Here is a 13,322-nt window from a genome sequence, read left to right as displayed (position 1 = left end):
AAAATTATTTCGCCTGTTCGCTATCGCTTGGATCTAAAATCCTTATCTGTTTCCGACTATTAATTCTTTTTGCTTTTCTTAGACTTAATCCCTGGTTTTGCCACTGGCTTAATTTCTACTTTTTTATTACAATTATTCGTTTCATAAAGCTCAATTAAGCGATTCATTAAAGTTGTCTTTTTAAAATTTTCTTTATTTACCGCTTCCAAAAAAGAAGGACAATCTTTAAACAAAAGTTCACAATGCTTTCTAACCGATTTATCCATTCCTATATTTATAGAATTCATAGAAGACAACATAAAAACAAAAAAAACACCATCCTCTTTCTCTTTTCCTAAATAAAAAAGAGTAGCACCTGCAGCTCCTGTAGTCGTTCCATTACTCGGATTATATCTAAAAGTAGATTGCAGTGCATCTGTTACTAATTTAATTCCATTAGAATAAACCACGTACAACCAATATTTTTTAGTCCCTTTTTTTATACCTTTTTCACCTTTGTCGGTATGGATAAACAATCTATCCGCCTCATATTTATTTCCATCTTTATCAGTGTATTCAATTTTCTTAAGGTCTTCACTCAATATTTTCTCTGTATCTCCTTTCTCAGTAAGTCTGAACTTAACTTTAGAATCTTGAATTTCTACCATCTCTGCAAATCCTTTTTTTACAGTTCCGTTTTCAAAAGTTAATACTGCTTCATAATACTTTGCCTGCATAGTAAAAGAAACTAAACACAAAAGGAAAAAGATTTTTTTCATTATTTTTTTATAGGTTTAATAGGTTGGGGCTTTTATAATCTAAAATTTAATTTATTTGTTTTTTTATTCTATCACTTTATCTTACAATCTCAAAACATCTCTTCCTGTAAACTGATGGCAAGGATTTTTAGATACAAATCCAGCTAATTATTTCATTTATCTTCAATATCTACTAGATCATTAATTCCTTTTAAATAATCCTCTATTATTACTCTTGCCGCATCTAAATCCAATTGATCAACTTGGAGTTTTACAGCATTTAAACCTCCCGAAGCAACTACCCAAGGTTCAATATTTGACATAAATTCATTTTGAGTAAAAACTGAAATTTCATTTACTTCCAATAAATTTCTAACATTCATTGCCTCAAAATAAGAACCACTAAAAACTTCTACCATAGTTATTTTTTTAAAAGTTTATAACCCTATTTTTAAAAGCGAGTTCGACGGTTATCTTTATTCTAAAATTATAAAAATATTTATCCTTTATCTGACAATCTCAAAATATCTCCAAAAACTCCTCTTGCCGTTACAGCAGAACCTGCTCCAGCTCCTTGAATTACAATTGGTCTATCTCCATACGATTCTGTATAAATTTCGAAGAATGAATCAGAACCTTTCAATCCGCCTAGCGCTGTATCTTTTGGTACAGAAACCAATTTCACTTCAAGATTTCCTTTATCGTTTTGTAAATCTCCTGATAATTCGCCAATATATCTCAATACATGATTTGGTTCTTGTTCGGCTTTTATTTTATTATAAATTGGATCAAACTCTTTCAATTTATTCAAGAAATCCGAAACTTCTCCTTCACGTAAATGTTCCGGAATTAAGTTTTGAATACTGATTTCTTCAAATTCATTTTGCAAGTCTAATTCTCTTGCCAAAATCAATAATTTTCTACCTACGTCATTTCCACAAAGATCTTCTCTTGGATCTGGTTCAGTGTAACCGTTATCGATAGCTTCTTTCAATATTTCGCTAAACGGAGCATCTTTAGCAGAGAAATTATTAAACAAATAACTCAATGTTCCTGAGAAAACTCCTTTTATCTTCGTGATATTCTCCCCAGAAAGATGCAATAATTTTATCGTATCTATCAAAGGTAAACCTGCACCAACATTGGTTTCATATAAATACGTTTTTTGATTGTCTTCCAACACTTGTCTTAACTCCTTGTAAAACGAATAACTCAATGTATTCGCCACTTTATTCGACGAAATCAAGTCAAAACTATTCTCCGCCAACTTGATGTAATTTTCAACAAAATCCTTACTTGCTGAATTATCAATTGCAATCAAATTCTCCAAGTGATTGTCATTGGCGTATTTAATAACATCCTCAATTGTATACGAATTTCCATTCGTCTGAATTTCATTTCTCCAATTTGGAGAAACACCATTTTTATTCAAAAGAACGCTTTTAGAATTTGCAATGGCAAAAACATTCAGCTTAATTCCTTTGCGTTTCTCGATAGCGTCTTGCGATTCTAAAATCTGATTAATCAAAGTTCCTCCAACCAATCCGTGACCAAAAATAGCAATATTGATTTTCTTTGAAACTCCAAAAATCTCTCCGTGAATTACATTCAAAGCTTTATTCAGCTCTTCTTTTTTAACAACCAAACTCACGTTTTTACCCGTAACCGTATTGTTAAAAAGAATTGGTACAATTTTATTTTTAATCAAAGCCGTATAAGGCTTATGAAACGTACTCAAATCCTGTCCAATAATCGAAATCACCGAAACATTATCGGTTACCGAAATTTTATTAACGTCTTTAGAATAAAAATCATTTTCAAATTCTTTTTCTAATTCAATCATTGCTTTTGTAGCTTGATCAGCATTCACAACAAGTCCAATTCCACGTTCAGACGAACCTTGCGAAATAATGCTCACACTAATATCATTATCACCCATCACTCTAAAAATACGTGCATCAACACCTGTTTTTCCAAGTAATCCTCTTCCTTCCAAGTTTACCAGAGCCACATTTTCCAGAACCGAAAGTGTTTTGATTCCTTCCTTATTCGAACCAGAAGTAATTAACGTCCCTTGGTTTTCGTGATTGAAAGTATTCAATATACGAAGCGGAATGTTCTTTTCTAGCAAAGGAATAATAGTCTTTGCATGCAAAATTGTTGCTCCAAAATTAGCCAACTCATTCGCTTCATTAAACGACAATTGGTCTATTTTTTTCGCATCCAAAACCAAATCAGGATTGGCAGTATAAATACCATCAACATGTGTATAGTTTTGTAATTCTTTTGCATCCAGATAATTTGCCAACAACGAAGCCGTATAATTACTACCATTTCTACCAAGAGTCGTAGCTTCATTTTTACTGTTCGAACCTATAAAACCAGTTACAACATTCACTGTTGTTCCATTGTGTTCTTTAAAATAAGCGATAACATTTTTCTTCGAAAGCTGTTCTACCGGTTGTGCATCACCATAATTCGAATCGGTTTTAATCAATTCTCTTGTGTCTGTAAAACGAGCATTTATGCCTTTTTTAATTAAAATCGCAGTAAGCAGTTTAGCCGAGATCAACTCTCCTTTTGAAAGTACCTCATCTTTAATTTTTACGCTGTAATCCCCAATCAAACTCACACCTTCAAAAAGTTTCTCCAACTTATTAAACTCTACAGACAAATCTACATCAACATAAACATCTTGTTGATAAAGCTTAAAATCTTCAAAAAGTGATTTGTATTCTGCGTTTTTAGAAGCCAAAGCTAAAATATTTTCCAATTCATCTGTAGCATTTCCTCGTGCAGAAACTACTATTGCAATTTGCTCTCCTGCTCCTACTTTACTCTCAATAATTGCGACCACTTTATTGATTCCGTCTCCGTTTGACAAAGACTTTCCTCCAAATTTCAATATCTTCATTATCTTATTTTTTTAAGTCAAAACATTCCTTTTTGACTATTATTTTATCTGTGTAAATTCTATTTTAAACAAAAATCTCTTTAAGAAAACTGTCCAGTTGTTTGTATTCTATCAAGAAAGCATCGTGTCCATGAATCGAATCAATCTCTTGAAAAGTAACATTTGCTTTGTGTTCTTTCAATAATTCGTAAGTTTCTTTATTCTCATTTACCGTAAAAAACAAATCTGAATTGATTCCGATAATATGAATATCTGCTTCTATTTGTGAGGCAACAGCAATAAAAGACTCTCTGTTTCTGGCAATATCAATTGTTTTTAGTAATTGATTCATCAATTTATATGCTGAAAGCTGAAATCGTTTTTGCAATTTCTTACCATGGTGATTCAGCCAACTTTCAATATTAAAAATTGCTAATTCTTCATTTATCGTTCTATCAAACTTCGCTTTAAAAGATTCTGGTGTTCGGTAACACAACATAGCATGTATTCGGGCATCCTCAATTGGCTTAGCCGAATTATTTAAAATTTGTTCTTGTAGAAAACAATTGGCAATTAGCCAATCCGTCGATTTCCAATCGGTAGCTATCGGGATTAAATGCTTTGTGATTTTAGGAGCCAATGCTGAAATTTCCCAAGCTATTCCTCCACCTACAGAACCACCAATAATTACATATAACTGTTCTATTTGAAGTATTTTTATTCCTTCAATAAAAAGTCTGGCTACATCTCTAGCCGTAAAATCAAGATAGTTTTCGATAATAGTATCATCAAAACCATTTCCTGGAATATTAAAAGCCAGTATGGTATATTTAGTCGTATCTATTGTTCTGTTTTCACCGATGAGAACATTCCACCATCCTTTTGAGCCTACCACTTGAGAATTCCCAGTTAATGCGTGATTCACCAAAACAATAGGTGCGGTATGTAGTGCACAGCCAAAAATTTGATAACTCAAATTGATTGAAGCATAAATAGCACCACTCTCGGTAGTAAAATTTTGTATTATAATTGTGGTTGGTTTATTTTCCAATTTCAAATCTTTATTTTTTTGATTTGTACCGGAAATATTATAAAGAAAGCAGAAAAAAATCAGATGATTTTCTTTGTGTTATCTTTCCACGTTTGGCGTGGTAGAATGCAGCACCTTCTTCGATAAATCGAAGGGTTGCTAAGGCTTCATTGGGTCTAATCCCTCTGCCTTTCTTTATAACATTTCAATACGTTTCTGAACTTAAAGGTGCAAATTAACTACAATTTTATGAAACGACCAAATAATTATTCAACTCTTCTTAGAAACAATCGTTTCTGATTTAAAAAAAATTTGCCAAAAAATTCACTTATTCTCACGCATTTCTCTTAATTCTAAAAGAACATGACGCGTTTTAATCCGTGGAATTCTTGGCAAATAATTTTAACCTGAACATTTCCCGAAGTCCCTGTTTTATGTTTCAAATGAAAAGAGTTTCGTTCTCTTTAGAGTACATATGAAACAATAAAGAACTATTACCTCTTTTCTCTTTTAAATCGAAGTTTTCATCCACATCAAATCTTGGGTGATTCAATTCGTTTTTAGGATTGAATGGCTCTATTTTTATAGTCCTTATAGTTATCCTTTTGAACAACTCTAGTTTGCTTTTGATATATGTTAGAATTTTCATGATATATATTTATAGTTAGTTTTCTTGTGACTTATTATTTTATTGTTTTATTCTGTTTAATTTTTTGGCTTCATATACCTGTTTCCTAAAAAAACAGCTCGCCGGACGCTTTCTCGTTTAGTACAACAAAAAAAAGTTGATAAACTTGCTGCGTGCAATACACTTGATTTTATTTTTTTAGAACTCATTATTTTCTTTTTTTAACTTTTAAATTTAGTAAGACCATAAAAACAAAAAACCCTTTTAGACATATATCCAAAAGGGTTTTAAGTTGTACTATACACTTATTCTTTTGGAATCAACAAATACGGGCAACCATCATGGCATTGACACGCATCATCTTCTTCATCTTCTTCGCTTTGCAAATTGTAATCTTAACAGTGTCGAGTTGTTGCATATTTAATTATTGTTTTACTTAATCTTAATTATTATTGTAACCTTGGTGATAATGACTTTAAAATTGACTAAAAAAAAACCTCCCAATAAGATTGGAAGGTTTTTTTATATATTATTTAATTCAAAATAATGTTATATATACCTTCCCCTGCAGGTTTTCACCTGAATGGCTTGTTTAGACATATTACATAAATTAAATTTCATATTTCCTTTTCTTATTTTGTTTAACAAATATCTAAACTTTTTTTCAATTTTCCAAACACTAAACGTAAATTTAATGATTACTAAATATTTAATTAAAATTCGAACTACTTAAAAATCAACCACCTAAGACATTTAAGCAAAAATATACTGATAAATTCTTTCATTTTTTAACAAAACTTTCTCATTTTTAAGCTATTAAACAGCTAAAAATTAAGTCGAAAACAGAAAATCTTGGTACTTTGAGTGTATCGTTTGGTAAAAAAAAATGCCTATTGCACCTAACAATGTGATAACAAAGAGCAAAAGTGGGTTTGGAAAAAAAGAAAAACTCAAATAACCAATAATAATACTCCTTAAAAAATCTAAATGAAAAATCCATTTTTTTTGATCCAACATTGCCCCAGTAGCTATTACGCTCAAAATAATAAAGACCGTTATTAGAAAAACATTGAAAGCTGTTATATATTTTGAAAAAAGAATCGTTAAGAATAGTACAGTCATTGTTACCATTGTTTTAGCAATAATTGAATTCGTTAATTTCTTAGAATATTTTACATCCGCTTCAACTATTTTTTTAGAAAACTTTCTTTCAAGGAGTAATCGTATCCTTGCATCAATATCATTTGGACCTCCAAAAATTACTTTTAGTTTCTGTTTCGCAGTTTTAGCCATTCTAAAGGCTACTGTCAATTCCAAAACATAATGAAAATGTTGCCATAAAAAACTATAACTTCCTAATGACTTTGTTAACCCAAATTTAGGTTCTGTTGTCTCTTCAATAAAGGTCCCAAAAATTTTATCCCAGATAATTAACATGTCACCATAATTTTTATCCAAATACTCTGGATTACTACTGTGATGTACCCTATGGTGTGATGGCGTAACTATAATATATTCCAACCAACCTAATTTTCCAACCAATTGTGTGTGCGTAAAAAAAGGATAAGTCCCATGAATTAGTAATAAAACAGTAATCATTTGTGCATTGAAACCAATAATTGGCAAAACACACCAAAACACCCCTCTGGCAACTGCCTGAAAAACCGTTATTCTTGCTGCAGCTGTATAATTAAAATCATCACTTTGATGATGTACAATATGTGATGCCCAAAAAAGATTAATAGTATGCCCAAATCTGTGATACCAATACCAAAGCAAATCTGTGGCTAAAAATAAAAGAACCCAAGTTGTTGCAGTTGATTTTATTGAAAAAACCGCGAAATTTGCATTAAGCCAAGAAAAAACGAAGAAAAAAGTACCTGTAGTCAAAAGATCAGCAATTCTCTCTGCAATTCCAACGTTAAGATTTGCAATACTTTCATTAAAATGATGAAGTTTTTTATTTTTTCTTACACTAATATAGTATTCCAAAAGCATGAATATTGCAAAAAATGGAATTGCAAGGGCTATATAATTTAATTTCATTTGGTATTTTTTATTTGCTTTAAAGCCAAATTGTTTCTTTAATTTTTATTTTTTCGCTTACTTTTAGAATATCTACTAGAATCCCTCTAGCAATAGTCTCTACCTTTTTTCCTGAACTGTCACCATGAACTACAATAGGATTATTTCCCCGAGATTGAGTGTAAATTTCATAGACTGTTTCAGTTCCTTTCAATTGACCAATTGCTGATGAAACAGGCTCTGAAACCAACTTGACTTCAAATCTATTTTCGGGAATCGAAATCTCACCAATGTATCGCAACACTTTATTTTCTGATTGAGTAATTTTAGCAACTTCTAAATCTTTATCCAATACAGTCGCATTGGATAAAAATTTAGATTTGAGATTTGACTCCTCCAAACGATGTGATAAAAGTGAAGTAATTTTTACATCTAAAAATTCTATTTCTTCACCCAATTCTCTAGCCAAAACCAATAACTTCTTTGCTACCCCAATCCCCAAAAGCTCTTCTTTAAAATCCGCTTTTAATAAACCTTTTTTATCCGCATCATTTAGTACTGTCGAAAAAGGCACATTTTCTGATGAAAACTTATTAAAAATATAGCTCAATGAATCTGAGAAAACACCTCTGATTTTAGTTATTTTTTCCCCTGAATAATACAAATCGCTGATGATTTGCAAAACCGGAATTCCTGCTCCAATATTAGTTTCATATAAAAAACTCTTATCAAACCTCTTTAGATTTCTTCGTATCTCTTTATAAAAATCAATATGCAGTACGTTTGCACTTTGATTGGCAGCAACAATATCAAATTCACTTTGAATTAAAGGAATATAATGTTTTACTAATTCGGAACTTTCGGTAGCGTCTACTACTATTATGTTTTCAAGCTCTTTATTTTTGACAAACTCAATAATATCAGCTATAGTGAAAGGAAACGCTAATTGATTAAAATTGGCCTCCCAACTATTTCTGACTCCATCTTTTTCAAAAAAGGCCAAAGTAGAATTGGTGATAACAGGGAAACGCAAATCAATATTTCTTTTTTCTTGAAAAAACTGCTGACTCTCAATAACTTGATTTATCAATGCGCTTCCCACGCTTCCAATTCCAAAAAGGATTATATTTATTCTAAGCGCTGGCATAGAGTTGGTATTTACTATAGTTAAAAATTGGCTTTAAAATATCCGATAACTGATTGAACTCAATCAAATAAGCATCATGCCCATGAATAGATTGAATTTGATGATAAAAGACATTTAGCTTTTTATTAGTCAATTCTCGATACGTTTTACGAGTTTCCTCGGCAATAAATAAATAATCTGTATCAACTGTTACAAGATGAATATTACTCTCAATGGTATTTGCTACTGCTAAAAAATCAGGCCTATTTCTAGTAATATCAATTGTTTTGAGCAAATGATTCATCAGTTTATAGGCGGCCAATCGATATCTGTTTTTCAATTTAAAACCATGATCTAGCAGCCAATTCTCAATTTTAAGAGCTGATAATTCATCTAATTTGCTTCTTCTAAACCTTTGGTTCACATACTCGGGAGTTCTATATAATAATGTAGCATGCAAACGGGCATCAACTATTGGATCATCCGAGTGATTTAGAATTTGATCCTGAATTAAAACATTTGCAATAACCCAATCAGTAGCTTTCCAATCTGTTGCAATCGGAATAAGATTATCTATTTTATCGGGCTGTAATGCTGCCATTTCCCAAGCTATTGCTCCACCGAGACTGCCTCCAATAACGGCATACACATTTTTCACATTTAAGAAGAATAAGCCTTCCCAGAAGATTCTGGCAATATCTCGAACACTAAAATCGCGATAATTATCAATCAAATTATCAATATTATCATCGTATCCATTTCCTGGAATATTGAAAGCAATTACAGTAAAATAATCCGTATCTATTGCTTTGTTTTCTCCAACAATACCACTCCACCATCCTTTTTCTCCAGTAACTTTAGAATTTCCTGTCAAAGAATGATTCACTACTACAACGGGAGCACTACCTAATGGTCTCCCAAAAATGTGATAAAACAAAGGCAGATACGCCTTTTGTTTCCCTATTTCTAAATCAAAATTAAAAAGATCTATTTTTTCTAAATTTTCCATTTTCGAATATTTTTAAAAATTAATACTTAACCTGAATTTCATTTTTGTAAAAACTACCTTAGACTAACAATCCAAAGTAGCTAAGGCAGTTTTACTAACAAAAAAAACACAATATCAAGCTAATTGTGGTGCTTTAATGGTTTCAAAAACAGCTTTTAAATCTGCTTTTAAATCCTCTATATCTTCAAGACCTACTGATAGTCTAATTAAATCCTTGGTAACTCCTGTTGAGATTTGTTCTTCATCTGACAATTGTTGGTGAGTTGTACTTGCTGGGTGAATGATTAGGGATTTGGTATCCCCAATATTGGCTAGTATTGAAAATAGCTTCGTATTATCGGCTACTTTTTTGGCAGCTTCAAAACCTGCTTTTAAACCAAAAGTTACCACGCCGCTTTGTCCTTTTGGTAAATATTTTTGTACCAAAACATAATACTTGCTCGATTTTAAACCTGGATAGTTTACCCAAGCTACTTGATTCTGAACCTCGAGCCATTGTGCCAATGCTAAAGCATTTTCACTATGTCTTCTGATACGCACTTCTAACGTTTCCAATCCTTGTATAATCTGGAAAGCATTAAAAGGACTCAAAGCAGCTCCATGATCTCGTAGCCCTTCAATACGTGCTTTAGCAATAAAAGCAGCGTTACCTAAAGCTTCATGATATACCAAACCATGATATCCAGCAGATGGCTCGGTAAATTCTGGAAATTTACCATTTGACCAATCAAATTTTCCTGCATCAATGATTACACCTCCTAAAGAAGTTCCATTTCCTGAAATATATTTGGTTAAAGAATGAATAACAATATCAGCTCCATGCTCAATTGGATTCAATAAATAAGGTGAAGCAACCGTATTATCGACTATAAAAGGAACCTTATAAGCTTTTGCTTCTTGCGAAATAGCTTTTAAATTCAGTACATCCAATTTTGGATTTCCTAGACTTTCTACAAAGAATGCTCTTGTATTTTGTTTAGCTGCACGTGTAAAATTTTCTGGGTCTGTAGCATCCACAAATGTGGTTGTAATTCCTAATCTTGGCAATGTTACTTTGAATAAATTGTAGGTTCCGCCATATAAACTGCTGGATGCTACAATGTGATCACCAGCTTTCAACAGCACTAACAAAGCTGTCGAAATTGCTGATGCCCCAGAGGCTGTAACCACAGCACCAATACCGCCTTCTAAAACAGCTAATCGCTTTTCTAGAATGTCATTTGTTGGATTATTTAATCGCGTATAAATATATCCTTCTTCTGCAAGACCAAATAAATTGGCTGCATGATCTGAATTATTAAAAACATACGAAGTAGTTTGATAAATTGGAACTGCTCTAGATCCACCATTTTTAGTTACGTCGTGTCCTGCGTGTAATGCGTTTGTTGCAAAGTTTTGTGTGCTCATGTTTTCTTATTTTTTAATATTGTTAAATAGTATATTGAATTAGTAATGCTTTATTTTTTTAAACAAAAAGATCTTCTTCTTCTAAATCATACATTTTAAATAGTAATGATTCTTGACCTGTTAAATGCAACTCTTCATTTAGCCGAGTTGTTTCTGTTTTGGTATCTTGTATCGATTTAATGCTTTTTCGATAATCTCTTTTTAATAAAGACTGCATTGCTTTCGAATTTTTATCTAGTATTTTCATAATTATAATTTTTAAAAGTGTGGAATAAAAAACCCTTTTGGCTTACTGGCCAAAAGGGTTTATAGTTTTAACTATAACAAAGACTCATCTTTCACTTTTGGCAACAGCAACTAGGAATGCAATTTCGCATCATACAACACATCCTCATTTTATCTACTATTGTTTTCATAATTATAAAGTTTGTTTGAATTAATCTTTAATTCTACTAATTTTATAGAACAAATATAGTAACTGTTTTCAAACCACCAAAAAAAAAAATATTATTTAACATTTAAGAAGAAATAATTTTTTAGAGAAATAATTATATTTATTAAAAAACCCCAGTAAATACTAAGCTTTAGACACATTATACTTAAAAAAAAATAAAAATTTTCATTTAATCCATATTGCGCAACTACTCTCTGATAAGAAAACTAATTAGTATTATTTCTGATATACTATCTGCTACCGATTATACATTTCTTTTTGAGCAAAAAAAACTCTTCAGTTTAGCAGAAGTTCAATATTATATATTTAAAAAATCTACAATAGTCTCTCTATGGAAGTTTCCGGCATCATTTAAGGCATATTTTTTGAGATTAATTTCACTTTGTTTCTGTTTGTTGAAGCCAAATTGTAAACCATTTTTGAAACAACTAAATGAAAATCAATTTATTTGAAATATTCTATAGAATTAATATAGTATGTTAAATTCCACTTAATTAATTAAAAAAAGTAAAAGAATAATTTGGAATTCAAAATGGTTTCATACCTTTGCACCCGAATACAAGAGGAAAAATTTGAACTGATTGCAACCTCTTCATAATGAAACGACTTCATTATGAATGCTGAAAATTCTTCAGTATAAAAAATGCTAAAGCAGAAACTCTCCTTTAGTATTTCCCGCAATTGTTTTTCCTCGATTAATTTTAAAAATTTATATTTATTATGGCTTATTTATTTACGTCAGAATCTGTAAGTGAGGGACACCCAGACAAAGTTGCAGATCAAATTTCGGATGCATTAATTGATAACTTTTTGGCATTTGATGCTGACTCAAAAGTAGCTTGTGAGACGTTGGTAACTACTGGTCAAGTGATATTGGCAGGTGAAGTAAAGTCAAATACTTACTTAGATGTTCAACAAATTGCTCGTGAAGTAATTCGCAAAATTGGTTATACAAAAAGTGAATACATGTTTGAAGCGAACTCTTGCGGTATACTTTCAGCAATTCACGAACAATCTGCAGATATTAACCAAGGGGTTGACAGAGCAAGTAAAGAAGAACAAGGAGCTGGAGATCAAGGAATGATGTTTGGTTATGCAACTAATGAAACTGAAAACTATATGCCTTTAGCATTAGATTTGTCTCATAAATTATTGCAAGAACTAGCCATTTTAAGACGTGAAAATAACGAAATCACTTATTTACGTCCTGATGCAAAATCTCAAGTTACTTTAGAATATAGCGATGACAACAAACCAACTCGTATTGATGCTATTGTAATTTCTACACAACACGATGATTTTGACGAAGAAGCTACTATGCTTGCTAAAATCAAAAAAGACATTATAGACATATTGATTCCAAGAATCATTGCAAAAAATCCTGCTCACGCACATTTATTCAATGATAAAATTCAATACCATATTAACCCAACAGGAAAATTCGTAATTGGAGGTCCTCACGGAGATACTGGTTTGACTGGAAGAAAAATCATCGTTGATACTTACGGTGGAAAAGGAGCTCACGGTGGTGGTGCTTTCTCTGGAAAAGATCCAAGTAAAGTAGACAGAAGCGCTGCTTATGCTACACGTCATATTGCAAAAAATCTTGTTGCTGCAGGTGTAGCTGATGAGATTTTGGTACAAGTTTCGTATGCAATTGGAGTTGCAAAACCAATGGGTATTTTTATTGACACTTATGGAACATCAAAAGTGAATTTGACTAATGGTGAAATTGCTAAAAAAGTAGAAGCTATTTTTGATATGCGTCCATACTTCATTGAACAACGTTTGAAATTAAGAAATCCTATTTATAGTGAAACTGCAGCTTACGGACACATGGGACGTACTCCAGAAACTATAACCAAAACTTTTTCTGCTCCTGGCGGATTAACAAAAACCGTTACTGTTGATTTATTTACTTGGGAGAAATTAGATTTTGTAGATCAGGTAAAAACTGCTTTTGGATTGTAAATACCTCAAAATATAGTACACAAAAAACCATTCGATAATCGA

Annotated in this window: 11 protein-coding genes and 1 riboswitch; of the genes, 1 reads left to right on the top strand and 10 read right to left on the bottom strand. The window is 31.6% G+C overall.

Annotated features, from left to right (window positions below; genetic code table 11):
• Positions 1 to 59 precede the first annotated feature (59 nt).
• From CLU82_RS11305 to CLU82_RS11260, 10 genes are all read right to left on the bottom strand, one after another.
• Entirely contained in the window at positions 60 to 758 is a 699-nt protein-coding gene (locus CLU82_RS11305) for a hypothetical protein (RefSeq protein WP_157813347.1), read from the bottom strand.
• 152 nt (positions 759 to 910) lie between these two features.
• Positions 911 to 1,156 carry a putative signal transducing protein gene (locus CLU82_RS11300; RefSeq protein WP_100843195.1) on the bottom strand — a complete coding sequence of 82 codons (246 nt, stop codon included), beginning with the start codon at positions 1,154 to 1,156 and terminating at the stop codon, positions 911 to 913.
• Positions 1,157 to 1,236: 80 nt separating this feature from the next.
• Positions 1,237 to 3,651, bottom strand: a complete 2,415-nt coding sequence (gene thrA, locus CLU82_RS11295; RefSeq protein ID WP_100843194.1) for a bifunctional aspartate kinase/homoserine dehydrogenase I — start codon at positions 3,649 to 3,651, stop codon at positions 1,237 to 1,239.
• Between the two features lie 64 nt (positions 3,652 to 3,715).
• The gene (locus tag CLU82_RS11290; RefSeq protein WP_100843193.1) at positions 3,716 to 4,687 is read right to left on the bottom strand and encodes an alpha/beta fold hydrolase; all 972 of its coding nucleotides are present in this window, start codon (positions 4,685 to 4,687) and stop codon (positions 3,716 to 3,718) included.
• Positions 4,688 to 4,756: 69 nt separating this feature from the next.
• A riboswitch (SAM riboswitch) is annotated at positions 4,757 to 4,864 on the bottom strand.
• Between the two features lie 235 nt (positions 4,865 to 5,099).
• The gene (locus tag CLU82_RS11285) at positions 5,100 to 5,309 is read right to left on the bottom strand and encodes a hypothetical protein (protein ID WP_100843192.1); all 210 of its coding nucleotides are present in this window, start codon (positions 5,307 to 5,309) and stop codon (positions 5,100 to 5,102) included.
• An 810-nt stretch (positions 5,310 to 6,119) separates the two neighbouring features.
• A complete protein-coding gene (locus CLU82_RS11280) occupies positions 6,120 to 7,334 on the bottom strand; it encodes a sterol desaturase family protein (protein WP_100843191.1) in 1,215 nt (404 codons plus the stop codon).
• Between the two features lie 19 nt (positions 7,335 to 7,353).
• Positions 7,354 to 8,460, bottom strand: a complete 1,107-nt coding sequence (locus tag CLU82_RS11275; protein ID WP_100843190.1) for an aspartate kinase — start codon at positions 8,458 to 8,460, stop codon at positions 7,354 to 7,356.
• Complete coding sequence (locus tag CLU82_RS11270; RefSeq protein ID WP_100843189.1) at positions 8,447 to 9,448, bottom strand: alpha/beta fold hydrolase; 1,002 nt, start codon at positions 9,446 to 9,448, stop codon at positions 8,447 to 8,449. The genes CLU82_RS11275 and CLU82_RS11270 overlap by 14 nt, the downstream gene beginning before the upstream one ends.
• Positions 9,449 to 9,562: 114 nt before the next feature.
• Positions 9,563 to 10,855 (bottom strand): O-acetylhomoserine aminocarboxypropyltransferase/cysteine synthase family protein, encoded by a 1,293-nt coding sequence (locus CLU82_RS11265; protein WP_100843188.1) that lies wholly within the window; start codon positions 10,853 to 10,855, stop codon positions 9,563 to 9,565.
• Positions 10,856 to 10,913: 58 nt separating this feature from the next.
• Positions 10,914 to 11,102, bottom strand: coding sequence for a hypothetical protein (locus CLU82_RS11260; protein WP_100843187.1), 189 nt, complete (start codon positions 11,100 to 11,102; stop codon positions 10,914 to 10,916).
• Between the two features lie 927 nt (positions 11,103 to 12,029).
• On the opposite strand from CLU82_RS11260, the gene metK reads away from it, so the two are divergent.
• Complete coding sequence (gene metK, locus CLU82_RS11255) at positions 12,030 to 13,280, top strand: methionine adenosyltransferase (protein WP_100843186.1); 1,251 nt, start codon at positions 12,030 to 12,032, stop codon at positions 13,278 to 13,280.
• The last annotated feature ends 42 nt before the right edge of the window (positions 13,281 to 13,322 follow it).

The sequence above is a fragment of the Flavobacterium sp. 5 genome (genome assembly GCF_002813295.1).
Taxonomy (GTDB): Bacteria; Bacteroidota; Bacteroidia; order Flavobacteriales; family Flavobacteriaceae; genus Flavobacterium.
Note: the sequence above shows the minus strand (reverse complement) of the source record. Positions and strands in the feature narration are given on the sequence as shown.